The organism is Streptococcus mitis SK1080, from assembly GCF_000220085.1.
Classification (GTDB): Bacteria; Bacillota; Bacilli; order Lactobacillales; family Streptococcaceae; genus Streptococcus; species Streptococcus mitis_K.
Map to the genome: position 1 here is coordinate 233,439 of NZ_AFQV01000006.1, position 24,514 is coordinate 257,952.

General features: G+C 40.9%; 23 protein-coding genes and 1 pseudogene. All 24 read left to right on the plus strand.

Going from position 1 to position 24,514, the window contains the following annotated elements; genetic code table 11:
- Nucleotides 1-42: 42 nt before the first annotated feature.
- Complete coding sequence (locus tag HMPREF9957_RS04520) at nucleotides 43-1,299, plus strand: competence/damage-inducible protein A (protein WP_000642692.1); 1,257 nt, start codon at nucleotides 43-45, stop codon at nucleotides 1,297-1,299.
- A gap of 54 nt (nucleotides 1,300-1,353) precedes the next feature.
- Nucleotides 1,354-2,520, plus strand: a complete 1,167-nt coding sequence (gene recA / locus HMPREF9957_RS04525; protein WP_001085453.1) for a recombinase RecA — start codon at nucleotides 1,354-1,356, stop codon at nucleotides 2,518-2,520.
- Between the two features lie 114 nt (nucleotides 2,521-2,634).
- Nucleotides 2,635-4,005: an MATE family efflux transporter gene (locus HMPREF9957_RS04530; RefSeq protein ID WP_001036259.1), complete on the plus strand. Its 1,371-nt coding sequence runs from the start codon at nucleotides 2,635-2,637 to the stop codon at nucleotides 4,003-4,005.
- Nucleotides 4,006-4,380: 375 nt separating this feature from the next.
- Entirely contained in the window at nucleotides 4,381-5,331 is a 951-nt protein-coding gene (locus HMPREF9957_RS04535; RefSeq protein ID WP_000401885.1) for an N-acetylmuramoyl-L-alanine amidase family protein, read from the plus strand.
- Nucleotides 5,332-5,646: 315 nt separating this feature from the next.
- Nucleotides 5,647-6,105, plus strand: a complete 459-nt coding sequence (locus tag HMPREF9957_RS04540; protein ID WP_000200019.1) for a DUF4231 domain-containing protein — start codon at nucleotides 5,647-5,649, stop codon at nucleotides 6,103-6,105.
- A gap of 12 nt (nucleotides 6,106-6,117) precedes the next feature.
- Nucleotides 6,118-6,726: a hypothetical protein gene (locus HMPREF9957_RS04545; protein WP_000083608.1), complete on the plus strand. Its 609-nt coding sequence runs from the start codon at nucleotides 6,118-6,120 to the stop codon at nucleotides 6,724-6,726.
- Nucleotides 6,719-7,129, plus strand: coding sequence for a hypothetical protein (locus HMPREF9957_RS04550; protein WP_000595751.1), 411 nt, complete (start codon nucleotides 6,719-6,721; stop codon nucleotides 7,127-7,129). The genes HMPREF9957_RS04545 and HMPREF9957_RS04550 overlap by 8 nt, the downstream gene beginning before the upstream one ends.
- Nucleotides 7,130-7,139: 10 nt before the next feature.
- A complete protein-coding gene (gene ply / locus HMPREF9957_RS04555) occupies nucleotides 7,140-8,555 on the plus strand; it encodes a cholesterol-dependent cytolysin pneumolysin (protein ID WP_004242030.1) in 1,416 nt (471 codons plus the stop codon).
- Between the two features lie 667 nt (nucleotides 8,556-9,222).
- Complete coding sequence (locus tag HMPREF9957_RS04560; RefSeq protein ID WP_000532884.1) at nucleotides 9,223-9,939, plus strand: YebC/PmpR family DNA-binding transcriptional regulator; 717 nt, start codon at nucleotides 9,223-9,225, stop codon at nucleotides 9,937-9,939.
- Nucleotides 9,940-10,115: 176 nt separating this feature from the next.
- Nucleotides 10,116-10,586, plus strand: a complete 471-nt coding sequence (locus HMPREF9957_RS04565) for a MarR family winged helix-turn-helix transcriptional regulator (RefSeq protein ID WP_000360534.1) — start codon at nucleotides 10,116-10,118, stop codon at nucleotides 10,584-10,586.
- The gene (locus HMPREF9957_RS04570) at nucleotides 10,561-12,330 is read left to right on the plus strand and encodes an ABC transporter ATP-binding protein (protein WP_000731784.1); all 1,770 of its coding nucleotides are present in this window, start codon (nucleotides 10,561-10,563) and stop codon (nucleotides 12,328-12,330) included. The genes HMPREF9957_RS04565 and HMPREF9957_RS04570 overlap by 26 nt, the downstream gene beginning before the upstream one ends.
- The gene (locus HMPREF9957_RS04575; protein WP_000428270.1) at nucleotides 12,320-14,080 is read left to right on the plus strand and encodes an ABC transporter ATP-binding protein; all 1,761 of its coding nucleotides are present in this window, start codon (nucleotides 12,320-12,322) and stop codon (nucleotides 14,078-14,080) included. The genes HMPREF9957_RS04570 and HMPREF9957_RS04575 overlap by 11 nt, the downstream gene beginning before the upstream one ends.
- Nucleotides 14,081-14,314: 234 nt before the next feature.
- On the plus strand, nucleotides 14,315-14,818 hold the full coding sequence (locus tag HMPREF9957_RS04580; protein WP_000800901.1) for a phosphatase PAP2 family protein: 504 nt from the start codon (nucleotides 14,315-14,317) through the stop codon (nucleotides 14,816-14,818).
- 113 nt (nucleotides 14,819-14,931) lie between these two features.
- Nucleotides 14,932-15,378: a LytTR family DNA-binding domain-containing protein gene (locus HMPREF9957_RS04585; RefSeq protein ID WP_000776608.1), complete on the plus strand. Its 447-nt coding sequence runs from the start codon at nucleotides 14,932-14,934 to the stop codon at nucleotides 15,376-15,378.
- Nucleotides 15,379-15,382: 4 nt separating this feature from the next.
- A complete protein-coding gene (locus tag HMPREF9957_RS04590; protein WP_000730927.1) occupies nucleotides 15,383-16,057 on the plus strand; it encodes a LiaF transmembrane domain-containing protein in 675 nt (224 codons plus the stop codon).
- A gap of 105 nt (nucleotides 16,058-16,162) precedes the next feature.
- A complete protein-coding gene (gene rpmB, locus HMPREF9957_RS04595; RefSeq protein WP_001140948.1) occupies nucleotides 16,163-16,351 on the plus strand; it encodes a 50S ribosomal protein L28 in 189 nt (62 codons plus the stop codon).
- Nucleotides 16,352-16,506: 155 nt separating this feature from the next.
- Nucleotides 16,507-16,872: an Asp23/Gls24 family envelope stress response protein gene (locus HMPREF9957_RS04600; protein ID WP_000216437.1), complete on the plus strand. Its 366-nt coding sequence runs from the start codon at nucleotides 16,507-16,509 to the stop codon at nucleotides 16,870-16,872.
- A gap of 2 nt (nucleotides 16,873-16,874) precedes the next feature.
- Complete coding sequence (locus HMPREF9957_RS04605; protein WP_000036655.1) at nucleotides 16,875-18,542, plus strand: DAK2 domain-containing protein; 1,668 nt, start codon at nucleotides 16,875-16,877, stop codon at nucleotides 18,540-18,542.
- A gap of 202 nt (nucleotides 18,543-18,744) precedes the next feature.
- Nucleotides 18,745-20,445, plus strand: coding sequence for an acetolactate synthase large subunit (locus HMPREF9957_RS04610; RefSeq protein ID WP_000411735.1), 1,701 nt, complete (start codon nucleotides 18,745-18,747; stop codon nucleotides 20,443-20,445).
- On the plus strand, nucleotides 20,438-20,914 hold the full coding sequence (gene ilvN / locus HMPREF9957_RS04615) for an acetolactate synthase small subunit (protein WP_001253803.1): 477 nt from the start codon (nucleotides 20,438-20,440) through the stop codon (nucleotides 20,912-20,914). Before HMPREF9957_RS04610 ends, ilvN begins: the two co-directional genes overlap by 8 nt.
- A 170-nt stretch (nucleotides 20,915-21,084) precedes the next feature.
- Nucleotides 21,085-22,107, plus strand: a complete 1,023-nt coding sequence (gene ilvC, locus HMPREF9957_RS04620) for a ketol-acid reductoisomerase (RefSeq protein ID WP_000290683.1) — start codon at nucleotides 21,085-21,087, stop codon at nucleotides 22,105-22,107.
- A gap of 83 nt (nucleotides 22,108-22,190) precedes the next feature.
- Nucleotides 22,191-22,547, plus strand: coding sequence for a hypothetical protein (locus HMPREF9957_RS04625; protein ID WP_001027897.1), 357 nt, complete (start codon nucleotides 22,191-22,193; stop codon nucleotides 22,545-22,547).
- Between the two features lie 50 nt (nucleotides 22,548-22,597).
- A complete protein-coding gene (gene ilvA, locus HMPREF9957_RS04630) occupies nucleotides 22,598-23,848 on the plus strand; it encodes a threonine ammonia-lyase IlvA (RefSeq protein WP_000952975.1) in 1,251 nt (416 codons plus the stop codon).
- Between the two features lie 537 nt (nucleotides 23,849-24,385).
- Nucleotides 24,386-24,499, plus strand: a pseudogene (locus HMPREF9957_RS13455) (SPFH domain-containing protein); the annotation flags it as partial.
- Nucleotides 24,500-24,514: the final 15 nt, after the last annotated feature.

Genomic DNA, 24,514 nt, shown 5'->3' on the forward strand with positions numbered 1-24,514 from the left:
CGATTTTTTCAAAAAAATACGAATAGATAGGTAGGAGGAAACATGAAAGCAGAAATCATTGCTGTTGGAACAGAGATTTTGACAGGACAGATTGTCAACACCAATGCCCAGTTTTTATCGGAAAAACTAGCAGAGATTGGGGTAGATGTTTATTTTCAGACGGCTGTAGGAGACAATGAAGCTCGTCTCTTGTCTTTGCTTGAGATTGCCAGTCAACGTAGCAGTTTGGTGATTTTGACAGGTGGTTTAGGGCCAACTGAGGACGACCTAACCAAACAAACCTTGGCTAAATTTTTAGGGAAAGAATTAGTCTTCGATACTCAGGCTCAGGACAAGTTGGATGTCTTTTTTGCTCAGAGACCAGACTATGCCCGAACACCGAATAATGAAAGACAAGCCCAAATTGTAGAAGGAGCGACTCCACTGCCCAACGAAACAGGACTGGCTGTGGGAGGCATTTTGGAAGTCAATGGAGTGACCTACGTCGTCCTTCCAGGTCCACCAAGTGAATTGAAACCCATGGTCTTAAACCAACTTCTACCCAAGTTGATGACAGGGAGCAAGTTGTATTCCAGAGTTCTTCGTTTCTTTGGAATTGGTGAGAGTCAGTTGGTGACCATTTTGGCTGATTTGATTGACAATCAAACAGATCCGACATTAGCACCTTATGCCAAGACAGGAGAAGTCACTCTGCGTCTGTCAACAAAAGATAGTAGTCAAGAAGAGGCGAATCATGCGCTGGATGTTTTGGAAAATCAAATTTTGAACCACCAGACCTTTGAAGGCCTTTCTTTGCGAGAACTTTGTTATGGCTATGGGGAAGAGACTAGTTTGACCAGCATTGTCGTAGAAGAACTGAAAAAGCAAGGGAAAACCATCACGGCTGCAGAGAGTTTGACGGCAGGTCTTTTCCAAGCCAATGTAGCGGATTTTTCGGGTGCTTCAAGTATATTTAAGGGTGGTTTTGTAACCTATAGCTTGGAAGAAAAATCAAAGATGTTGGATATTCCTGTCAAGGATTTGGAAGAATATGGTGTTGTGTCTGAATTTACAGCTCAAAAGATGGCTGAGCAGGTACGAATCAAGACCCAGTCTGATTTTGGTCTTAGTTTGACTGGTGTGGCAGGACCAGATAGCCTAGAAGGACATCCAGCTGGGACAGTCTTTATAGGGTTGGCTCAAGAACATGGAACTGAGGTTATCAAGGTTAATATTGGAGGCAGAAGTCGAGCAGATGTACGTCACATTGCGGTTATGCATGCCTTTAACCTAGTTCGCAAGGCTTTATTAAGTGACTAACTTTTGATATAATAGTAGATAGGTCTGAGAACCATTAGAATGTAGGAGAATAGAATGGCGAAAAAACCAAAAAAATTAGATGAAATTTCAAAAAAATTTGGGGCAGAACGTGAAAAAGCCTTGAATGACGCTCTTAAATTGATTGAGAAAGACTTTGGTAAGGGTTCAATCATGCGTTTGGGTGAACGCGCAGAGCAAAAGGTACAAGTGATGAGCTCAGGTTCTTTAGCTCTTGACATTGCCCTTGGTTCAGGTGGTTATCCTAAGGGACGTATCATTGAAATTTATGGACCAGAGTCATCTGGTAAGACAACAGTTGCCCTTCACGCAGTTGCACAAGCGCAAAAAGAAGGTGGGATTGCAGCCTTTATCGATGCGGAGCATGCCCTCGATCCAGCTTATGCTGCGGCCCTTGGTGTTAACATTGACGAATTGCTCTTGTCACAACCAGACTCAGGAGAGCAAGGTCTTGAGATTGCAGGAAAATTGATTGACTCAGGTGCAGTTGACCTTGTCGTGGTCGACTCAGTTGCGGCCCTTGTACCTCGTGCGGAAATTGATGGAGATATTGGAGATAGCCACGTTGGTTTGCAGGCTCGTATGATGAGCCAGGCTATGCGTAAGCTCGGTGCTTCTATCAATAAAACCAAAACAATTGCCATCTTTATCAACCAATTACGTGAAAAAGTTGGGGTCATGTTTGGAAATCCAGAAACAACTCCTGGTGGACGTGCTCTGAAATTCTACGCATCAGTCCGTTTGGATGTTCGTGGAAGTACACAAATCAAGGGAACTGGTGACCAAAAAGATACCAATGTCGGTAAAGAAACTAAAATCAAGGTCGTGAAAAACAAGGTAGCTCCACCGTTTAAGGAAGCCTTCGTTGAAATCATGTACGGAGAAGGGATTTCTAAGACTGGTGAACTCTTGAAAATCGCAAGCGATTTGGATATCATCAAAAAAGCAGGAGCTTGGTACTCTTACAAGGATGAGAAAATCGGGCAAGGTTCTGAAAATGCTAAGAAATACTTGGCAGATCACCCAGAAGTCTTTGATGAAATTGACCATCAAGTCCGTGTTCAATTTGGTTTGGTTGATGGAGAAGAAGCTTCTGTAGAAGGTGTTGAAACTAAAAAAGATGAAGCAGTTCAAGCAGATTCTGTAAATGAAGAAGTTACACTTGACCTAGGCGACGAACTTGAAATCGAAATTGAAGAATAAGCTGTCAAAGTAGTGGAGAAATCCACTGCTTTTTCGTTGTCTTTTTCTGGTTTTCAGCTCACGCATAGTTTGCTGTTTCTTGTCGCTCCTCTAGAAAGCTGATATAATAGCCTTATGAATAAAAAACGAACAGTGGACCTGATACATGGTCCGATTCTTCCCTCGCTCTTAAGCTTCGCCTTCCCAATCTTGCTATCAAATATTTTTCAACAGCTCTATAATACTGCTGATGTCTTGATTGTTGGGCGTTTTCTTGGTCAAGAATCCTTGGCTGCAGTAGGAGCGACGACAGCGATTTTTGACTTGATTGTAGGTTTTACTCTTGGTGTTGGCAATGGCATGGGAATTGTCATTGCCCGTTATTATGGAGCTCGGAATTTCACTAAAATCAAGGAAGCAGTAGCAGCAACTTGGATTTTAGGTGCGCTTTTGAGTATTGTAGTGATGCTACTGGGCTTTCTTGGTTTGTATCCTCTTTTACAGTACCTAGATACCCCTGTAGAAATCCTTCCCCAATCCTATCAATATATTTCTATGATTGTGACCTGTGTTGGTGTCAGCTTTGCTTATAATCTCTTTGCAGGTTTGTTGCGGTCCATTGGGGACAGTCTAGCTGCGCTTGGTTTTCTGATTTTCTCTGCTCTGGTTAATGTGGTTCTGGATCTCTATTTTATTACGCAACTGCAACTGGGGGTTCAATCTGCGGGCCTTGCCACCATCATTTCGCAGGGCTTATCAGCGGTTCTCTGCTTTTATTATATCCGTAAGAGTGTGCCAGAACTTTTGCCTCAGCGCAAGCATTTCAAATGGGATAAGTCCTTGTACGCCGATCTCTTGGAGCAAGGTTTGGCTATGGGCTTGATGAGTTCGATTGTGTCCATCGGCAGTGTGATTTTACAGTCTTCTGTTAATACCTTTGGTGCAGTGATTATTAGTGCCCAGACGGCAGCTCGCCGCATTATGGCTTTCGCCCTTCTTCCTATGACCGCTATTTCTGCATCTATGACGACCTTTTCTTCTCAGAATCTAGGAGCTAAGCGACCAGACCGCATTGTTCAAGGTCTTCGAATCGGTAGTCTTCTAAGTATGTCCTGGGCAGTTTTTGTTTGTGTCTTCCTCTTTTTTGCCAGTCCAGCCTTGGTTTCCTTCTTGTCTAGTTCGACGGATAGCTATTTGGTAGAAAATGGCAGTCTGTACTTGCAAATCAGTTCAGCCTTTTATCCCATTTTGAGCCTCTTGTTGATTTATCGCAATTGCTTGCAGGGCTTGGGGCAAAAAGTCCTTCCTCTGGTATCTAGTTTTATCGAACTAATCGGGAAAATCGCTTTTGTGGTCTTGATTATCTCTTGGGCAGGCTATAGAGGAGTTATTCTTTGCGAACCCCTTATCTGGGTTGCCATGACCATCCAACTGTACTTCTCACTATTCCGTCACCCCTTGATAAAAGAAGGCAAGGCCATCTTGGCAACAAAAGTGTCATCCTAGCTTGATTTACTGCATAAAATCTCTTTCCTCTAGTGAAAATCGAAAAAACTTGTGTTCTCCTCTTTAGTTTGGTCTTGAAAATAGTTTAATAGACTTTTGACTTCTTTTATATGATATAATAAAGTATAGTATTTATGAAAAGGACATATAGAGACTGTAAAAATATACTTTTGAAAAGCTTTTTAGTCTGGGGTGTTATTGTAGATAGAATGCAGATCTTGCCAGTCCTATTTACAGTGTCAAAATAGTGCGTTTTAAAGTTCTACCTACAAGCCTAATCGTGACTAAGATTGTCTTCTTTGCAAGGTATAAATAAAGGAGTTTCTGATTCTGTATTGTAAAAAATGAGTTGTCTTAATCGATAAGGAGTAGAATATGGAAATTGATGTGAGTAAATTAAGAACAGATTTGCCTCAAGTCGGCGTGCAACCATATAGGCAAGTCCATGCCCATTCCACAGGCAACCGCAACTCAACGGTTCAAAATGAGGCTGACTACCATTACAGAAAAGATCCTGAATTGGGCTTCTTTTCTCACGTAGTCGGTAATGGTCGTGTTATGCAGGTAGGACCTGTTGATAATGGTGCCTGGGACGTTGGGGGCGGTTGGAATGCAGAAGGTTATGCACAAGTTGAACTGATTGAAAGCCATGAATCGAAAGAAGAGTTTCTGATTGACTATCGTCTCTATATCGAACTTTTGCGCAATCTAGCGGATGAAGCTGGCATACCGAAAACACTTGATACAGACGACTTGGCAGGTATCAAGACACACGAATATTGCACCAATAACCAACCTGACAACAACTCAGATCACATTGACCCCTATCCTTATCTTGCCAAATGGGGTATTAGCCGTGAGCAGTTTAAGCAGGATATTGAAAACGGCTTGACGATTGAAGCAGGCTGGCAACAGAACGATACTGGCACCTGGTATGTACACTCAGATGGTTCTTATCCAAAAGATAAGTTTGAGAAAGTCAATGGTACCTGGTATTACTTTGACGGTTCAGGATATATGCTTGCAGACCGCTGGAAGAAGCACATAGACGGCAACTGGTACTGGTTTGACCAGTCAGGCGAAATGGCGACAGGCTGGAAGAAAATCGCTGAGAAGTGGTACTATTTCGATGGAGAAGGTGCTATGAAAACAGGCTGGATCAAATACAAGGAGACTTGGTACTATCTTGATAGTCAAAATGGGGACATGGTTTCTAATGCCTTTGTCAAATCAAATGATGGCTGGTATTACCTTAAAGAAGATGGTACGATAGCAGACAGACCAGAATTTACAGTCGAGCCTGAAGGCTTGATAACAGTAAAATAATAATGGAATGTCTTTCAAATCAGAACAGCGCATATTATTAGGTCTTGAAAAAGCTTAATCTTCAATTATTCATATCTCACACTAACGAACTAAACAATTCAAAAATCACCAGAAAAGCTAGTTGGAATACTATCCTTCTGGTGATTTTTATTTTGAAACTTTTTGTTCCATCCTTTTTGTGATATTTTTCTCTCATTTCACAAACATTTTATATTTGGATTTTATAATAAGATATAGCTTTCCAGTTTTTACTATACTTTGATATTCAAATATGTTATACTACGATTATCAAAGTAAATGAAAGGGGTTACGAACATGACGTCAGAAGAAATGTACCTGACAGAGCGATTGGATGTACAGATAGCTCATTTTTTAAAGAAAAGCGTTCAACATCGTAGACGCTATAAGGTATTAAAAATAACAGAAATCGTGGCAGGTTTCCTCATAGCTGTCTTTTGTGCTATTCCTATGCCAGGTGATCGCTACCGTTTGATTTCGGTTGCCTTATCCAGTCTCGGTTTACTGTGTGAAGGGATTCTCAATTTGTATAATGCCAAGGAACACTGGATTTCTTACCAAAAGACTGCGCAACTCCTGGAGAGAGAAAAATTCCTATATCAATGCCAAACGGAGAAATATGCAGGAAAAACCAAGGCTTTTGCTCTATTTGTCAAGACATGCGAAGGTATTATCTCAGAGGAAATCAACCAGTGGGAAAGTATCCAGTCAAAAGAAGTGGCAGCTAGTGCAGATGCTCCAGAGAAAAAAGAATAGGAGGTGGAGGAAATGTCTCAATCCAGCTACCTTTTGCCCTTGCTCTGGTTGAAAAAAGAAGCCGATAAGGAAAAGATGAGCGTAACTCAGTGCCAGATATTTTTCTTTTATTATCAAATGTTTGAACTCTTATTTGCTAGAGAAAGCGACTTGAGAGACTTATGTTTGGGAAGGCAAGGTTTTTATTTCTCGCAGTTAGAGAAAGATTTGCTTTCTGGAGTTTCCCACTTTCTAAAAAACTTGGAGGGAAAAGGGACTCTCAAGGCTAATCAAGAAGTATCAGCTCGCAAAGCTCTTTTTCTAGCCTTGACAACTAGCCAGTCAGATTGGCAGGAGTTAGCTCCTGTTTTTGATTTTTATCAGGCTGTCGGGAGGCTTGAACATCCTTCTCTCTTGAGTTCTCAGAACAGACAAGATCTGATGTGGATTTACCAGTCAGCTTTGGAGAAGGATTATAGTGTCAAGGTAATTGGCGACAAGCATTTTGTATTGAAGAGACAAGATGCTACTAAATTGACAGCGCGCCAAACTCAAACTTTGGAAATTCTGAGCCAATCAGAAGACTTGGTCAATCCTGTCTATGTTACATTAGGAGAAAAGGGGGTGCTCTTGCTTGATTAAGAGAGGAGATGTTGTAGCTCTTTATTTGCCTTTTCCAAGTATTAGTAGCGATTTGGCTGTGAAGAATCATATGTATATCTGTATTGACAACAGCATGACTAAAAACAAAGAGTTGGTTAAAAATCAGACCTTCAAACCAGCTCTCTTGACCAGACGTTTGGTCAAGAACTTTATGATAGAAGAGCCGGATCTAGCTCGTAATCCTTTTACAAGACCAACCTTGATTGACTTAGATAAGGTATTTATGTTGGATAATACGGTCATTCCGACTTCTTATCTAGCCAGACGGCGACGCAATGTCTCAGAAGAATTGTACGAGGAAATTTTGGATCACTTAGTCCAACCACGGCTGATTTCGCTGAACAAGTCTGAGTTTATGCAACTCAATCCAGGAACTTATTAGGAGGTAGAAGATGACAAATAAAGCAGTAAATGACTTTATACTAGCTATGGATTACGATAAAAAGAAACTTTTGACCCATCAGGGAGAGAGTATTGAAAATCGTTTCATCAAAGAGGGGAATCAGTTACCCGATGAGTTTGTTGTTATCGAAAGAAAGAAGCGGAGCCTGTCGACAAACACAAGTGATATTTCCGTGACGGCTACCAACGATAGTCGCCTCTATCCTGGAGCCCTTCTCGTAGTGGATGAGACCTTGTTAGAGAATAATCCCACTCTTCTTGCGGTCGATCGTGCTCCGATGACTTATAGTATTGATTTGCCTGGTTTGGCAAGTAGTGATAGCTTTCTCCAAGTAGAAGACCCCAGCAATTCAAGTGTTCGCGGAGCAGTAAACGATTTGTTGGCCAAGTGGCATCAAGATTATGGTCAGGTCAATAATGTCCCAGCTAGAATGCAGTATGAAAAAATCACGGCTCATAGCATGGAACAACTCAAGGTCAAGTTTGGTTCTGACTTTGAAAAGACAGGGAATTCTCTTGATATTGATTTTAACTCCGTCCATTCGGGCGAAAAGCAGATTCAGATTGTTAATTTTAAGCAGATTTATTATACAGTCAGCGTAGATGCTGTTAAAAATCCAGGAGATGTGTTTCAAGATACTGTAACGGTAGAGGGTTTAAGGCAGAGAGGAATTTCTGCCGATCGTCCTTTGGTCTATATTTCGAGTGTTGCTTATGGGCGCCAAGTCTATCTCAAGTTGGAGACCACGAGTAAGAGTGATGAAGTAGAGGCTGCTTTTGAAGCTTTGATAAAAGGAGTCAAGGTAGCTCCTCAGACAGAGTGGAAACAGATTTTGGACAATACAGAAGTGAAGGCGGTTATTTTAGGAGGGGATCCGAGTTCGGGTGCCCGAGTTGTAACAGGCAAGGTGGATATGGTAGAGGACTTGATTCAAGAAGGCAGTCGCTTTACAGCCGATCATCCAGGCTTGCCGATTTCTTATACAACTTCTTTTTTACGGGACAATGTAGTTGCGACCTTTCAAAACAGTACAGACTATGTTGAAACTAAGGTGACAGCCTACAGAAACGGAGATTTACTCTTGGATCATAGTGGTGCCTATGTTGCCCAATATTACATTGCTTGGGATGAATTATCCTATGATTATCAAGGTAAGGAAGTCTTGACTCCTAAGTCTTGGAACAGAAATGGGCAGGATTTGACGGCTCATTTTACCACTAGTATTCCTTTGAAAGGGAATGTTCGCAATCTCTCTGTCAAAATTAGAGAGTGTACCGGACTTGCCTGGGAATGGTGGCGTACGGTTTATGAAAAAACCGACTTGCCACTAGTGCGTAAGCGGACGATTTCTATTTGGGGAACGACTCTTTATCCTCAGGTAGAGGATAAGGTAGAAAATGATTAGGAGAGAAGAATGTTTGCGACAAAAAGAGGCGATGATCTCTCTGCGAATATCTGAAAGTTTATTTCTTGCCTAGCGATTTCCATTGGAGTATGCTCGTGATGTTAAAATAAGTCTATCAAACAGGATGTGTAAAAAAGTAAAAAGGGTAGTGAAACTCCTTGCTATACAGGGGATTAGCTACCTTTTGCTTGTTTTAGAAGTGCCAGTGTACTAGTCTAATTTCAGTATCATGTGAAATCAAAAAGAACATAAATTTCTGTTTCGGGAACATATAAATTATGGTTTTGTTTAGAAACTCTTCTATTGATTTCTTAGAATACAATAGTGCCTATAAGAACTGTTGAATTTCAAAGTATTTACTTGAACTATGATATGTCTGGAGTAGACTGTCAACAAAAGGTGCAGTATGATTGTTTTTGTTGTTATATCTACAAATTCTAAACAGTAGTTTGAGCAGACTTAGTCAAACTTGGCTGAAACTTTCTATTTTCAGATAATGGGCTAGTTTGTTTTTTGAATGTTGATAAGGATGGAAAGGCAAGGCAATCTTGGTAACCAAAGTACTCTCCTAGCTTGATTTGCTAATAAAATCCATTTCCTCTAGTGAAAATCGAAAAAACTTGTGTTATAATAAGAAGGATTAAAATGTGAAAAAAGGAGATTCCTAATGGGACGTAAATGGGCCAATATCGTAGCCAAGAAAACGGCTAAAGATGGAGCTAACTCTAAAGTATATGCAAAATTTGGTGTAGAAATCTATGTAGCAGCTAAAAAAGGTGATCCAGATCCAGAATCAAACTCAGCTTTGAAATTCGTTATCGACCGTGCCAAACAAGCCCAAGTGCCAAAACACGTTATTGATAAGGCTTTGGACAAGGCTAAAGGAAACACAGACGAAACCTTTACAGAAGGACGTTACGAAGGTTTTGGACCAAATGGTTCTATGCTGATTGTTGATACTTTGACTTCTAATGTCAACCGTACAGCGGCCAATGTCCGTGCTGCCTTTGGTAAAAACGGCGGAAACATGGGTGCTTCAGGTTCGGTTTCATACCTCTTTGACAACAAGGGTGTTATCGTATTTGCTGGAGAAGATGCGGACGCGGTCTTTGAGCAATTGCTAGAAGCAGATGTGGATGTGGATGACGTAGAAGCAGAAGAAGGTACAGTCACAGTTTACACAGCTCCAACTGACCTTCATAAGGCTATCGTTGCCCTTCGTGAGTCAGGTATCGAAGAATTCCAAGTGACTGAATTGGAAATGATTCCTCAATCAGAAGTGGAATTGTCAGGCGATGACCTTGAAACCTTTGAAAAACTTTACAGCGTCCTTGAAGACGACGAAGACGTACAAAAAATCTACACAAACGTAGACGGGTTCTAATTTAACCTAGAGAACATGATCCTAAGTGAAAAAATCACTTGGGATTTTTTGAATCAAGAAAATAGTTCTCTAGCAAACTTTTTCTTGACATCTCTTTTCAAAGTGGTAAAATAGTTCCCATGGAAACTTATTTAGTTCCTAGGAGAACTAAATGCAATGATTAGAAAGGGGTTAGTATGGATAAACCGATGTTAGTCTTTAAGCGTTTTGGTCATCAGATTCACCTGATGGTGCAAAAGGAAGCCAAACGTTGTGGTATTGAATTTATGGGTGGGCCTCAAGGTCAGGTTGTGCGTTTTTTGGATAATTGTGAGAAAAACCAAGACTTGGTCTTGATTAAAGATATCGAGCAGGAACTCAATATTACCAAGTCTGTTGCTAGTAATTTGGTCAAGCGTATGGTGCAAAATGGTTTAGTGGAATTGGAGGCGAGTCCTAGCGATAAGCGGGCAAAATTTGTTCGTTTGACGGACAAAGCACGTTCTCAGATGCAAGAGGTTAAGGCTTTTTTTGAACGAATTGATAAGCAGTTGATGGAAGACATTGATGAAGATGAATTACTGATTTTTGAGAAAGTTCTCGGTCAACTACAGGAAAATATCAAGAGAATAGGAGGAGAGAATGAAGAAATTAGCCAAACGAATTAGTAGAAAAGAATGGGGGATGATTTTACTAGCCATTCTCTTTACCTGCTTTTCGGTCTATCTGGAGTTGGAAGTGCCGACTTATATCTCGAAAATTACGGATTTGCTAGGTAGTCAAGGAACTAATTTAGATGAGTTGTGGCAGCCAGCAAGCATGATGGTGGGAATGTCCTTTCTTGCCTTCTTATCCGTAGTTGCAGTTGGATTTTTTGCATCCCGAGTGGCGGCTTCTTATACTAGTAGGCTGAGAAGTGATATTTTTAACCGAGTTTTGGATTACTCGCAGACAGAAATTAAGAAATTCTCTATTCCCAGTCTTTTAACTCGTACTACCAATGATATTACTCAGGTTCAGATGTTGATTACCATGGGCTTGCAAGTGGTGACGCGTGGTCCAATTATGGCTATCTGGGCTATCGGGAAGATTTTAGGTCATTCAGAATACTGGCTCTGGGCCGTACTTGTGGCAGTGATTGTCAACGTTTTGATGACGACTGTTTTGATGACGCTAGCCTTTCCAAAACAGTCCTTGATTCAGGGGCTGACAGATAAACTGAACAGTATCACTCGTGAGAGTTTAACAGGTATTCGTGTCGTTCGCGCCTACAATGCAGAGGATTACCAAAATGAAAAATTTGTAGCAGCAAATGATGAATTGACACGCTTGAATTTGTTTGTCAACCGTCTTATGGCTATTTTGAACCCTATCATGATGGGGATTTCAAGTGGTTTGAGTGTGGCGATTTACTGGATTGGGGCCTATGTGATTAACGACGCTGCTCCGATAGCGCGTCTGCCTCTATTTAGTGATATGGTTGTTTTCATGTCTTATGCCATGCAGGTTGTTATGGGATTCCTTCTTATGGGGGCGCTCTTCATCGTTCTTCCCCGAACCATGGTCTCTGCCAAGCGGATTAATCAGGTTTTAGATTTGCATTCTTCTATCCAAAATCCTGCTCAAGTGCAGTTGGCTGATGAAAGTCTCAAAGGTCAGGTCGAATTTAAGGATGTGACTTTCCGCTATGCGGCAAATTCGGAGGCGGTTATTGAGCATGTTAGCTTTAATGCAGAAGCTGGTCAAACAGTGGCCTTTATCGGCTCAACTGGTTCTGGTAAGTCAACTCTGGTCAATCTGATTCCACGTTTCTACGATGTGTCAGAAGGAGAAATTCTGGTGGACGGAGTTAATGTTCAAGATTACAGTTTGGAAGATTTGCGCAACAAGGTTGGTTATATTCCTCAGAAAGCGGTTCTCTTTTCAAGTGATGTTAAGGGCAATTTGGACTTTGGACAGAGTCAAGAAACACCACTTAGTGAGCAGGCTATGTGGCAGGCTTTGGAGTTGGCCCAGTCTAAGAACTTTATCGAAGACAAGGAAGCGGGCTTAGCATCAGAAGTGGCCCAAGGAGGAACCAACTTCTCAGGTGGTCAAAGACAGCGTCTGGCAATTGCGCGTGCCTTAGCTCGGAAGCCAGAAATCCTCATCTTTGATGACTCCTTCTCAGCCTTGGACTACAAGACAGACCGTGTCCTACGCCAAGAGCTAGCAGAGAAAACCAAGTCTATGACCAAGCTTATCGTTGCACAACGCATTTCAACGATTATGGATGCAGATTTGATTTTGGTCTTGGATCAAGGAAAAGTCGTGGGACAAGGCACCCACAAGGAACTTCTAGCTAATAACGAAGTTTACCAAGAAATTGCCTACTCACAACTATCGAAGGAGGAATTGGAACATGGAAAATAAGAAAATGTCTCTCTGGAAACAGAGTAAACCCTATCTTGCAGGCCTCCAGTTTGCCCTTCTAATCGCCTTTCTAGCAACAATCTTATCCAATATCATTACTGTATATGGTCCAACCCGTATCAAGGAAATGACTAATATTATTGCCAGTGGTTTGGAAACAAGTGTGGATGTCGTGGCAGTTGCAGCTATTGGTGGTTTTTTGGCCGCGATTTATGTGATTGGACTCCTATCAAATTATTTACAGGCCTTTCTGTTTACAACAGCTATTCAACGTTTTTCAGAGCGTTTGAGAAGAGCCATTGCAGAGAAAATCAATAGCCTGCCATTGGGATATTTTGATGGACATTCTCAGGGAGATACCTTATCTCGTGTAACCAATGATGTTGATACTGCAGCCCAGTCCCTCAACCAAAGTTTGGGAACGGTTCTTTCATCTAGTTTATTGGTCTTGGCAGTCTTGGTAACCATGTTTGGGATGAACTGGATTTTAGCCTTGGTGACGGTTGTGTCAACTCTTATCGGTTTTGTTTTCGTGTCCGTCTTTATGGGCAAATCACAGGGTTTCTTTAAGAGTCAGCAACAAGATTTGGCAGCTGTCAATGGCTATGTGGAGGAAATGTACTCTGGCCATAATGTGGTGACCAGTTACAATGCCATCGAGAGTACGAAAGAAGAGTTTGCGAAATTAAACAATCGTCTGTATGATAGTATCTGGAAATCTCAATTTATTTCAGGGATTATGATGCCGATTATGATGTTTATTGGGAACTTTAGCTATGCCTTGGTGATTATCGTTGGTGCAGCCTTGGCCTTAAATGGACACATCAGTATCGGGATTATCGTTGCCTTTATGGCCTACGTTCGTATCTTTTCTCAGCCCCTTTCACAAATTGCCCAAGGGATCACTAGTTTGCAGCAGGCTAGTGCAGCCATGGGACGTGTCTTCGAATTCCTAGCTGAAGAGGAAATGGAAGATGAATCCCATAAAGAAAGACAATTGAGCGATATGAAAGGTCAAGTAGTCTTTGATCGAGTCTCCTTTGGTTATACTCCTGATCGGACTATCATCCACGATTTTTATGCGACGGCTCATGCAGGTCAAAAGGTTGCCATTGTCGGACCGACTGGGGCTGGGAAGACAACCATTGTCAATCTTTTGATGAAGTTTTATGAGATTGATAAGGGAAGTATCCGTATCGATGGTGTGGATACCAAGGAGATGAAGCGTTCGGAAGTACACGATGCCTTTTCAATGGTCTTGCAGGACACCTGGCTCTTTGAAGGTACTATCCGAGACAATCTTATCTATAACCAAGAGGGTATTAGTGATGAGCGCGTGATTGAAGCCAGCAAGGCTGTAGGGATTCACCACTTTATTATGACCCTACCAGATGGTTACGATACAGTCTTGGACGACACAGTGACCTTGTCTGTCGGACAAAAACAACTCTTGACCATTGCTCGTGCTTTGCTGAAAGATGCACCACTCTTGATTTTAGATGAGGCGACCTCTTCTGTTGATACTCGGACGGAGGAATTGATTCAGAAAGCTATGGATCGTTTGATGGAGGGGAGAACTTCCTTTGTCATCGCCCACCGCTTGTCTACTATCCGAAATGCTGATCTGATTCTGGTTATGAAGGATGGCAATATCATCGAGCAAGGAAATCATGATGAGCTAATGGCGCAAGCTGGTTTTTACGCTGATCTCTACAACAGTCAATTTACAGAAGACGAAGTGGAAGAGTAAATCGAAAGAAGGCTTGACGGCCTTCTTTTTCTGCACTATACTAGAAGACAAGTGCTTCCCTATAAGCAATACTCTTCGAAAATCTCTTCAAACCGCGTCAGCTTCGCCTTGTCGTAGGTATATGAGTCTTATTTACAACCTCAAAGCAGTGCTTTGAGCAGTCTGTGGCTAGCTTCCTAGTTTGCTCTCTGATTTTCATTGAGTATAAAATTTGAGTAAGTAATGAGAAAATATATGAAAAATTATCAAGAATGGTATGACCATATTGCTGGTAAGATTGAAAATAAGTCTTTCCTTCGGAGCTTGTTAAGAGCTTTCAATCGCTTCATGACAGTAGTTATGCCTATAGTTTATTTAATCTTGTTAACTACTACCTATCTCCAAGAAGGACTTGGGAAACAGGTCGGAATCTATTTGTTTGTTCCTGCGTCAGGTTTTGTAATTTTGTCTCTTTTCCGTAAGAAAATCAATGCCCCTAGGCCTTATGAGGAATGGGATATTAAACCCTTGCTTGACAGAGATAGTCCTGGTCAGTCTATGCCCAGTCGTCATGTCTTTTCAGCAACCATTATCTCCATGGCTTGCTTACATGCTAGTTTATCTGTAGGGGTTATCTTGTTGGTCTTGTCAGCCCTCCTAGGTTTAGTGAGAGTCTTGGGTGGAGTGCATTTTCCCAAGGATGTAGTGGTTGGCTATATTTGTGGTCTTGTGTGGGGTGCGCTTTTCTTTCTATTTTGACCTGTAAGTTAAGGTAGCCTTACAACCACTTACGGGTCTAAAGTAACCACTTGCTTTTTTGCTCTTGTTTTCTTATTTTAGCTTTGATATAGTAGAGTCAGAAAGGAGATGGAATGAAGTTACGAATCGAAATTGACAGCAATTTAGAGGAAACTGAAATTGTCATCAAGGCAGCGGCATTGACAGATGAGATTGCGGATTTACAGCGGCTCTTGCAAGAGTCCAAGTCTCCTCGGTTGATTTTTTACAAGGGGACGGGCGAATATTATCTGGACTTATCGGAAATTCTCTTTTTTGAGACGGAAGGTAGCAAGATTTATGCCCATACCCAGAAAGAAGCCTACGAGGTTCGGCTCAAACTCTATGAGTTAGAGTCTATCCTTCCTCGCTATTTTAGTCGGGTATCCAAGTCGACTATTGCAAATATCCGTCAGGTTTACTCGGTGGACAAATCCTTTTCAGGAACGGGCACCATTTCCTTTTATCAGACCCACAAGGAGGTTCACGTGTCGCGGCACTATCAATCCCTCCTAAAAGAAAATCTAAGAAATATGAGGTAAGAAGATGAAAAAGAAAGTATTTGGTATTGTGTTGCTAGTATTGGCAGCTTTAGTATTATTACAGGGGAATTTTGGGATCCCTTCTCTTGGAGGGCACATTTGGCCCTTGCTTGGTATTGCATTTTTTGCCTATCAATCAGTTGAAGCTTTGCTTCGTCGTCACCTGACATCAGCAGTTTTTACCGCTCTAGTAGCCTTAATGATTGCAAATCATTTTTATAACATTTTGCCTATCCCAAATCAGTCATTGTTCTGGGCTAGTATTTTAATCGTAATGGGTGTCAGCGCACTCACTCATTCTAACAGGACTTGGAACGGGAAAAAATGGTGGTATGATGGTAAAAAGACCATTCTAACAGATAAGGAAGTTGCTTTTGGAAGTGGGACTTTCTACAAGCAAGACCAAGAATTGGTAGAAGACCAAGTTGAAGTTGGTTTTGGGAATGCCAAGATATATTATGACAATGCAGAGATGTTAGGTGATTTTGCTACTCTGGATATCGAAGTTGGTTTTGGCAATGCAGTTATCTATGTTCCCCAACATTGGAGAGTTGATTTGAAGGTGGAAACTTTCTGTGGTGTAGCCAAGGCAGATGCCCCTCTAGCCCCAACCAGCAAAACCTTGATTATCCGTGGAGATGTGGCTTTTGGGAAGTTGGGAATTGTCTACGTTAAATAAAAAAATCTTCCAATTCCCTTGCAAAAATGAAGAAAGTGTGATAACATAGTACGGTATGTGGTGCTAGCACATCCGCTATATTAGATCTAATAGGAGGAAAACACAATGGCTAAAGTATGTTACTTTACAGGTCGTAAGACTGTATCAGGAAACAACCGTTCACACGCGATGAACCAAACAAAACGTGCCGTAAAACCAAACCTTCAAAAAGTTACTGTTCTTATCGATGGTAAACCTAAAAAAGTTTGGGCTTCAGCTCGTGCTTTGAAATCAGGTAAAGTTGAACGCGTTTAATAATAAAAGTAAGGAGACCTTAGGGTCTTTTTTCTTTTACTGTAGATATAAAATCATTTGAAAAATAGAGTAAATATCCGCTGATACAGTATTCTGCTTTTACACTTGGACTGAAATATGATAGAATAGAGTATCAACTAGTTGAGGTAAAAAGGATGACTGTAAAAATTAATACAAAAGATGGTCAAATCGAACTAACAGATGAAGTGATTGCAACCGTCGTAGGTGGAGCAGCAACTGAGATTTTTGGTGTGGTCGGTATGGCTAGTAAAAATGCCCTCAAAGATAATTTTCAAGCCCTTCTAGGTAAGGAAAATTATTCCAAAGGTGTCGTCGTAAAGGCAGCTGAAGATGGCAGTATTGCAGTTGATGTATATACCGTGTTGAGCTACGGAACAAAGATTAGCGAAGTGTCAAAAAACATTCAAGAGCGTGTTCGTTTTAGTTTGGAAAACCAACTTGGAATTACTGCTCAGACTGTAAATGTCTACATTCAAAATATCAAAGTTGTAGGAGAATAACCGTGTCAAAAATTACTACTAGCTTATTTCAAGAAATGGTGCAGGCTGCATCAACTCGCTTGAATAAGCAAGCTGAATATGTCAATTCATTAAACGTCTTTCCAGTTCCAGATGGAGATACTGGGACAAATATGGGGATGACCATTGAAAATGGTGCTAAAGAAGTTGCAGATAAGCCAGCTTCTACAGTTGGCGAGGTAGCGAGCATTCTTGCTAAAGGTCTTTTGATGGGCGCGCGTGGAAACTCAGGAGTTATTACGTCTCAGCTTTTCCGTGGATTTTCACAAGCCATCAAGGATAAAGACGAGTTAACAGGTCAAGACTTGGCCCTTGCCTTCCAATCAGGTGTGGAAGTTGCTTATAAGGCCGTTATGAAACCAGTTGAAGGAACGATTTTGACAGTTTCTCGTGGTGCTGCTATCGGTGCTAAGAAAAAGGCTGAGCAAACAGATGACGCTGTTGAAGTCATGCGTGCCGCTTTAGAAGGTGCTAAAACAGCTCTAGCTAAAACACCGGACATGCTTCCAGTATTGAAGGAAGTTGGTGTTGTGGACTCAGGTGGTCAAGGACTGGTCTTCATCTACGAAGGTTTCCTTTCAGCCCTTACTGGCGAATATATTGCATCTGAGGACTTTGTAGCCACTCCTGCTAATATGAGTGAAATGATTAATGCGGAGCACCACAAGTCTGTAGCTGGTCATGTAGCGACTGAGGACATTACCTTTGGTTATTGTACTGAAATCATGGTTGCTCTTAAGCAAGGTCCAACCTATGCCAAAGATTTTGACTATGACGAGTTCCGTAACTACTTGAATGAACTTGGAGATTCTCTCCTCGTTGTTAACGATGATGAAATTGTCAAAGTTCATGTCCATACAGAAGATCCAGGACTTGTTATGCAAGAAGGTCTCAAATATGGTAGCTTGGTCAAGGTAAAAGTTGACAATATGCGTAACCAACACGAAGCGCAGGTTGAGAAAGAAGCTGCTCAAGTTAGCAAACCAGCTGAAGAAAAAGAGTATGCTTTGATTGCTGTGGTGGCTGGTAAAGGTCTAGCAGATATCTTCCGTTCTCAAGGTGTGGATTATGTTATTGAAGGCGGTCAAACTATGAACCCTTCAACAGAAGACTTTATCAAGGCTGTTGAACAGGTCAACGCTCGTAACATTATCTTCCTGCCAAACAACAAAAATATCTTTATGGCAGCTCAATCTGCAGCAGAAGTTTTGGAGCAACCAGCAGTAGTGGTGGAAGCTCGCACTCTCCCTCAAGGTTTGACAAGTCTTCTTGCCTTTGATCCAAGCAAGTCCATTGAAGAAAACCAAGAGCGTATGACAGCTGCTCTTAGCGATGTCGTTAGCGGAAGCGTCACAACAGCCGTGCGTGATACAACGATTGATGGCTTAGAAATCCATGAAAACGATAATCTTGGTATGGTGGATGGGAAAATCCTTGTGTCAAACCCTGACATGCACCAAACCTTGACTGAAACATTGAAACATATGTTGGATGAAGATAGTGAAATCGTAACCTTCTATGTCGGTGAAGACGGAAGCGAAGAACTTGCCAATGAAATTGCCCAAGAAATCGCAGAAGAATTCGAAGATGTTGAAGTCGAGATTCACCAAGGCCAACAACCTGTTTACCCATACCTATTTAGTGTGGAATAAGATTGATGAAGAACTGAGAAATCAGTTCTTTTTTCTTCATTTGAATAATGAAATCGGTATCTTTTTTAATAAAAACAAAAATAACATTCATAAATAAACATTAAAATAGAAAATTCAGAAAATTTCTTCTTTTGTCTTGAAAAATTTTGAAAAAATGGTATGATAGTAACAAGTTATTTTTAAGAGAAGAGAAAGGGGAACAATGGAGAAAATCAGTTTAGAATCTCCTAAGACGGGGTCGGACCTAGTTTTGGAAACACTTCGTGATTTAGGAATTGATACCATCTTTGGTTATCCTGGTGGTGCGGTCTTGCCTTTTTATGATGCGATATATAATTTTAAAGGCATTCGCCACATTCTAGGGCGCCATGAGCAAGGTTGTTTGCATGAAGCTGAAGGTTATGCCAAATCAACTGGAAAGTTGGGTGTTGCCGTCGTCACTAGCGGACCGGGAGCAACAAATGCCATTACAGGGATTGCCGATGCCATGAGCGATAGTGTTCCCCTTTTGGTCTTTACTGGTCAGGTGGCGCGAGCAGGGATTGGGAAGGATGCTTTTCAGGAGGCAGACATCGTGGGAATTACCATGCCAATCACTAAGTACAATTACCAAGTTCGTGAGACAGCTGATATTCCTCGTATTATTACGGAAGCTGTCCATATCGCAACTACAGGCCGTCCAGGGCCAGTCGTAATTGACCTACCTAAAGACGTATCTGCTTTAGAAACAGACTTCATTTATTCACCAGAAGTGAACCTGCCAAGCTATCAGCCAACTCTTGAGCCAAATGATATGCAAATCAAGAAAATCTTGAAGCAATTATCCAAGGCTAAAAAACCAGTCTTGCTAGCTGGTGGTGGGATTAGTTATGCTGAAGCAGCTGCAGAATTAAATGAATTTGCAGAACGATATCAAATTCCAGTGGTAACCAGTCTTTTGGGACAAGGTACGATTGCAACGAGTCATCCACTCTTTCTTGGAATGGGAGGCATGCACGGGTCATTCGCAGCTAATATTGCCATGACAGAAGCTGATTTTATGATTAGTATTGGTTGCCGTTTCGATGACCGCTTGACAGGAAATCCTAAGACCTTCGCTAAGAATGCTAAGGTTGCCCACATTGATATTGATCCAGCTGAGATTGGCAAGATTATTAGTGCAGATATTCCTGTAGTTGGAGATGCTAAAAAGGCCTTGCAAATGTTGTTGGCGGAACCAACAGTTCATAACAATACTGAGAAATGGATTGAGAAAGTCACTAAAGACAAGAACCGCGTTCGTTCTTATGATAAGAAAGAGCGTGTAGTTCAACCGCAAGCTGTTATTGAACGAATTGGTGAATTAACTAACGGAGATGCCATTGTGGTCACAGACGTAGGTCAACACCAAATGTGGACAGCCCAGTATTATCCCTACCAAAATGAACGTCAGTTAGTGACTTCAGGTGGTTTAGGGACCATGGGATTTGGAATTCCAGCAGCAATCGGAGCTAAAATTGCTAACCCAGATAAGGAAGTAGTCTTGTTTGTTGGGGATGGCGGTTTCCAAATGACTAACCAGGAATTGGCGATTTTGAACATTTACAAGGTGCCAATCAAGGTGGTTATGTTGAACAACCACTCGCTTGGAATGGTCCGTCAGTGGCAGGAATCCTTCTATGAAGGTAGAACATCAGAGTCAGTCTTTGATACCCTTCCAGATTTCCAATTGATGGCACAAGCTTACGGTATTAAAAACTATAAGTTTGACAATCCTGAGACCTTGGCTCAAGACCTTGAAGTCATCACTGAGGATGTTCCTATGCTAATCGAGGTAGATATTTCTCGTAAGGAGCAGGTGTTACCAATGGTGCCAGCTGGTAAGAGTAATCATGAGATGTTGGGGGTGAAGTTCCATGCGTAGAATGTTAACAGCAAAACTACAAAATCGTTCAGGAGTCCTCAATCGCTTTACAGGTGTCCTATCTCGTCGTCAGGTTAATATCGAAAGCATCTCTGTTGGAGCAACAGAAGATCCGAATGTATCGCGTATTACCATTATTATTGATGTAGCTTCACATGATGAAGTGGAGCAAATCATCAAGCAACTCAATCGTCAGATTGATGTGATTCGCATTCGAGATATTACAGACAAGCCTCATTTGGAGCGCGAGGTGATTTTGGTTAAGATGTCAGCGCCAGCTGAGAAGCGTGCTGAGATTCTAGCCATTATTCAACCTTTCCGTGCAACAGTGGTAGACGTAGCGCCAAGCTCGATTACCATTCAGATGACAGGAAATGCTGAAAAGAGTGAAGCTCTATTGCGAGTCATTCGACCATACGGTATTCGCAATATCGCTCGTACGGGTGCAACTGGATTTACCCGCGATTAATACTCTTCGAAAATCAAATTCAAATCACGTCAGCTTTGCCTTGCCGTACTCAAGTACAGCCTGTGGCTAGCTTCCTAATTTGCTCTTTGATTTTCATTGAGTATAAAAATATTTTAAATTTGTTAAACCAGCCTAAAAGGCAATAAATAATAGAAAAGAGAGAAAAAACTATGGCAGTTCAAATGGAATACGAAAAAGATGTTAAAGTAGCAGCACTTGACGGTAAAAAAATCGCCGTTATCGGTTATGGTTCACAAGGACATGCGCATGCTCAAAACTTGCGTGATTCAGGTCGCGATGTCATCATCGGTGTACGTCCAGGTAAATCTTTTGACAAAGCAAAAGAAGACGGATTTGACACTTATACAGTAGCAGAAGCTACTAAATTGGCTGATGTTATCATGATTTTGGCACCAGACGAAATCCAACAAGAACTTTACGAAGCAGAAATCGCTCCAAACTTGGAAGCTGGAAATGCAGTTGGATTTGCTCATGGTTTCAACATTCACTTCGAATTTATCAAAGTTCCTGCGGATGTGGATGTCTTTATGTGTGCTCCTAAAGGACCAGGACACTTGGTACGTCGTACTTATGAAGAAGGATTTGGTGTTCCAGCTCTTTACGCAGTATACCAAGATGCAACAGGAAATGCTAAAAACATTGCTATGGACTGGTGTAAAGGTGTTGGGGCAGCTCGTGTAGGTCTTCTTGAAACAACTTATAAAGAAGAAACTGAAGAAGATTTGTTTGGTGAACAAGCTGTACTTTGTGGTGGTTTGACTGCCCTTATCGAAGCAGGTTTTGAAGTCTTGACAGAAGCAGGTTACGCTCCAGAATTGGCTTACTTTGAAGTTCTTCACGAAATGAAATTGATCGTTGACTTGATCTACGAAGGTGGATTCAAGAAAATGCGTCAATCTATTTCAAACACTGCAGAATACGGTGACTATGTATCAGGTCCACGTGTAATCACTGAACAAGTTAAAGAAAACATGAAAGCTGTCTTGGCAGATATCCAAAATGGTAAATTTGCAAATGACTTTGTAAACGACTATAAAGCTGGACGTCCAAAATTGACTGCTTACCGTGAACAAGCAGCTAACCTTGAAATTGAAAAAGTTGGTGCAGAATTGCGTAAAGCAATGCCATTCGTTGGTAAAAACGACGATGATGCATTCAAAATCTATAACTAATTAGAGAGCAAAGGATTTTGAGAAAACTTTAGCTTCAGCTATTCGTGGGATATTAGATGTACTTATTTAGGGGTTGAAATCATATGAATATTACCAATTTGTTTTCTATCAAGACAGGATGTGATGAAACTGATAGGCAACTGCAAAAATTATTTTTTCAGTTGGATTTACAATTGGGAGAATTGACAGATCAACTAAGAAAATTAGATTCTAATTTTGTTCCTCGTAGTCAATTTGTAGACACGCTGGATTTGAATGATGTAGAATATAAAGAAATTTTAAACTATTTTATCTTCCATCGTAATGATAGTGAAGAAAGTTTGGCAGAATGGTTATATGATTGGATTTCTACAAATCGTTATGAACTTCCTAAAGAGTTTTCAATTCGTATGGCTCATAAATATCATGAAAGTGTTGCTGAAGTTTTTGGAGATGAATAACTAAAAAAACAGTCATTAGTGACTGTTTTTTATAGAAAAAGAGGTTTTATATGTTAAGTTCAAAAGATATCATCAAGGCTCACAAGGTCTTGAACGGTGTGGTTGTGAATACACCGCTTGATTATGACCATTATTTATCGGAGAAGTATGGTGCTAAGATTTATTTGAAAAAGGAAAATGCCCAACGTGTTCGTTCCTTTAAAATTCGTGGTGCCTATTATGCCATTTCCCAACTCAGCAAGGAAGAGCGTGAGCGTGGGGTAGTCTGTGCCTCTGCGGGAAATCATGCGCAGGGAGTAGCCTATACCTGTAATGAAATGAAAATTCCTGCTACTATTTTTATGCCCATTACTACTCCGCAACAAAAGATTGGTCAAGTTCGCTTTTTTGGTGGGGATTTCGTAACCATTAAACTAGTTGGAGATACCTTTGATGCTTCTGCTAAAGCAGCTCAAGAATTTACAGTTTCTGAAAATCGTACCTTTATTGATCCTTTTGATGATGCTCATGTTCAGGCAGGTCAAGGAACCGTTGCTTATGAGATTTTAGAAGAAGCTCGAAAAGAATCGATTGATTTTGATGCTGTCTTGGTTCCTGTTGGTGGTGGCGGTCTCATTGCCGGGGTTTCTACCTATATCAAGGAAACAAGTCCAGAAATTGAAGTCATCGGAGTAGAGGCGAATGGGGCACGTTCCATGAAAGCTGCCTTTGAAGCTGGTGGACCTGTTAAGCTCAAGGAAATTGACAAATTTGCGGATGGGATTGCTGTGCAAAAGGTAGGACAGTTGACCTATGAAGCAACTCGTCAACATGTTCAAACCTTAGTAGGTGTTGATGAGGGATTGATTTCTGAAACCTTGATTGACCTCTACTCTAAGCAAGGAATTGTTGCAGAACCTGCTGGAGCGGCTAGTATTGCTTCTTTAGAAGTTTTAGCTGAATATATCAAGGGGAAAACCATTTGTTGTATCATTTCTGGAGGAAATAATGATATCAACCGTATGCCAGAAATGGAAGAGCGTGCCTTGATTTATGATGGGATCAAGCATTACTTTGTGGTCAATTTTCCACAGCGTCCAGGAGCTTTGCGTGAATTTGTAAATGATATCCTGGGGCCAAATGATGATATCACACGTTTTGAGTACATCAAACGAGCTAGTAAGGGAACAGGTCCAGTATTGATCGGAATCGCCTTAGCGGATAAGCATGATTATGCAGGTTTAATCCGTAGAATGGAAGGTTTTGATCCGGCTTATATTAACTTAAATGGGAATGAAACGCTTTATAATATGCTTGTCTGAGGACTAATAAAAAAATATCATATTATTTGCACAACTGATGTATAGGTGCTATAATGAAGATGAAGAAAGGGGGCGATTCCTATGGTTTTAGGAAACTTATCGTGCAATTCTTACTTCTGTTCATTATAGCACTTATGATGTTTGGCTCAGATTTCCATCCTTCATTTTGATTTCCCATCTATTTTGAAAAGTAAACTCACACGGTCTTTAAGATGTGATTTGCTTTCTTTTTGCTGACAAATATACCATATTAAAAGGATATATGAGTAACTGACTGAGCTTATCTGTCTTGTCATCTTTATTAAGGATGGTTTAGAGAATCGGGTGTTTGGTTTTAGGTTAGCACCTCAATATCCAAATGAGTGATGAATTTGAAGAATATAAGGAATGGCTATCTCTTAGATGATTTCTTGAGGAAGAAAGATAGGAGTTTTGAGCTAGTGAATGCTTGGATTTCTAAAGGTTAGGACTGTCATCTTCAGTTCTTAAATCGAAGAAATAAGCTATCTTACGGGAATAGAGAAGCATTTTTTTAAAAGCTTGAATAATTTTGCACCTTAAGAGGGTAATAATACAATATTTTTATTAGCAAATATTTATGGTGTAGAGGCTAGCAAAACCTATATATTATCGGCTTTAAAAAGGAAGTAAGAAAATTCTGAACTA

What these genes read in the sequence shown, in the direction of transcription:
- HMPREF9957_RS04520 (WP_000642692.1), top strand. Translation starts at nt 43, where the DNA reads ATGAAAGCAGAAATCATTGCTGTTGGAACAGAGATTTTGACAGGACAG.
- recA (WP_001085453.1), top strand. Translation starts at nt 1,354, where the DNA reads ATGGCGAAAAAACCAAAAAAATTAGATGAAATTTCAAAAAAATTTGGG.
- HMPREF9957_RS04530 (WP_001036259.1), top strand. Translation starts at nt 2,635, where the DNA reads ATGAATAAAAAACGAACAGTGGACCTGATACATGGTCCGATTCTTCCC.
- HMPREF9957_RS04535 (WP_000401885.1), top strand. Translation starts at nt 4,381, where the DNA reads ATGGAAATTGATGTGAGTAAATTAAGAACAGATTTGCCTCAAGTCGGC.
- HMPREF9957_RS04540 (WP_000200019.1), top strand. Translation starts at nt 5,647, where the DNA reads ATGACGTCAGAAGAAATGTACCTGACAGAGCGATTGGATGTACAGATA.
- HMPREF9957_RS04545 (WP_000083608.1), top strand. Translation starts at nt 6,118, where the DNA reads ATGTCTCAATCCAGCTACCTTTTGCCCTTGCTCTGGTTGAAAAAAGAA.
- ply (WP_004242030.1), top strand. Translation starts at nt 7,140, where the DNA reads ATGACAAATAAAGCAGTAAATGACTTTATACTAGCTATGGATTACGAT.
- HMPREF9957_RS04560 (WP_000532884.1), top strand. Translation starts at nt 9,223, where the DNA reads ATGGGACGTAAATGGGCCAATATCGTAGCCAAGAAAACGGCTAAAGAT.
- HMPREF9957_RS04565 (WP_000360534.1), top strand. Translation starts at nt 10,116, where the DNA reads ATGGATAAACCGATGTTAGTCTTTAAGCGTTTTGGTCATCAGATTCAC.
- HMPREF9957_RS04570 (WP_000731784.1), top strand. Translation starts at nt 10,561, where the DNA reads ATGAAGAAATTAGCCAAACGAATTAGTAGAAAAGAATGGGGGATGATT.
- HMPREF9957_RS04575 (WP_000428270.1), top strand. Translation starts at nt 12,320, where the DNA reads ATGGAAAATAAGAAAATGTCTCTCTGGAAACAGAGTAAACCCTATCTT.
- HMPREF9957_RS04580 (WP_000800901.1), top strand. Translation starts at nt 14,315, where the DNA reads ATGAAAAATTATCAAGAATGGTATGACCATATTGCTGGTAAGATTGAA.
- HMPREF9957_RS04585 (WP_000776608.1), top strand. Translation starts at nt 14,932, where the DNA reads ATGAAGTTACGAATCGAAATTGACAGCAATTTAGAGGAAACTGAAATT.
- HMPREF9957_RS04590 (WP_000730927.1), top strand. Translation starts at nt 15,383, where the DNA reads ATGAAAAAGAAAGTATTTGGTATTGTGTTGCTAGTATTGGCAGCTTTA.
- rpmB (WP_001140948.1), top strand. Translation starts at nt 16,163, where the DNA reads ATGGCTAAAGTATGTTACTTTACAGGTCGTAAGACTGTATCAGGAAAC.
- HMPREF9957_RS04600 (WP_000216437.1), top strand. Translation starts at nt 16,507, where the DNA reads ATGACTGTAAAAATTAATACAAAAGATGGTCAAATCGAACTAACAGAT.
- HMPREF9957_RS04610 (WP_000411735.1), top strand. Translation starts at nt 18,745, where the DNA reads ATGGAGAAAATCAGTTTAGAATCTCCTAAGACGGGGTCGGACCTAGTT.
- ilvN (WP_001253803.1), top strand. Translation starts at nt 20,438, where the DNA reads ATGCGTAGAATGTTAACAGCAAAACTACAAAATCGTTCAGGAGTCCTC.
- ilvC (WP_000290683.1), top strand. Translation starts at nt 21,085, where the DNA reads ATGGCAGTTCAAATGGAATACGAAAAAGATGTTAAAGTAGCAGCACTT.
- HMPREF9957_RS04625 (WP_001027897.1), top strand. Translation starts at nt 22,191, where the DNA reads ATGAATATTACCAATTTGTTTTCTATCAAGACAGGATGTGATGAAACT.
- ilvA (WP_000952975.1), top strand. Translation starts at nt 22,598, where the DNA reads ATGTTAAGTTCAAAAGATATCATCAAGGCTCACAAGGTCTTGAACGGT.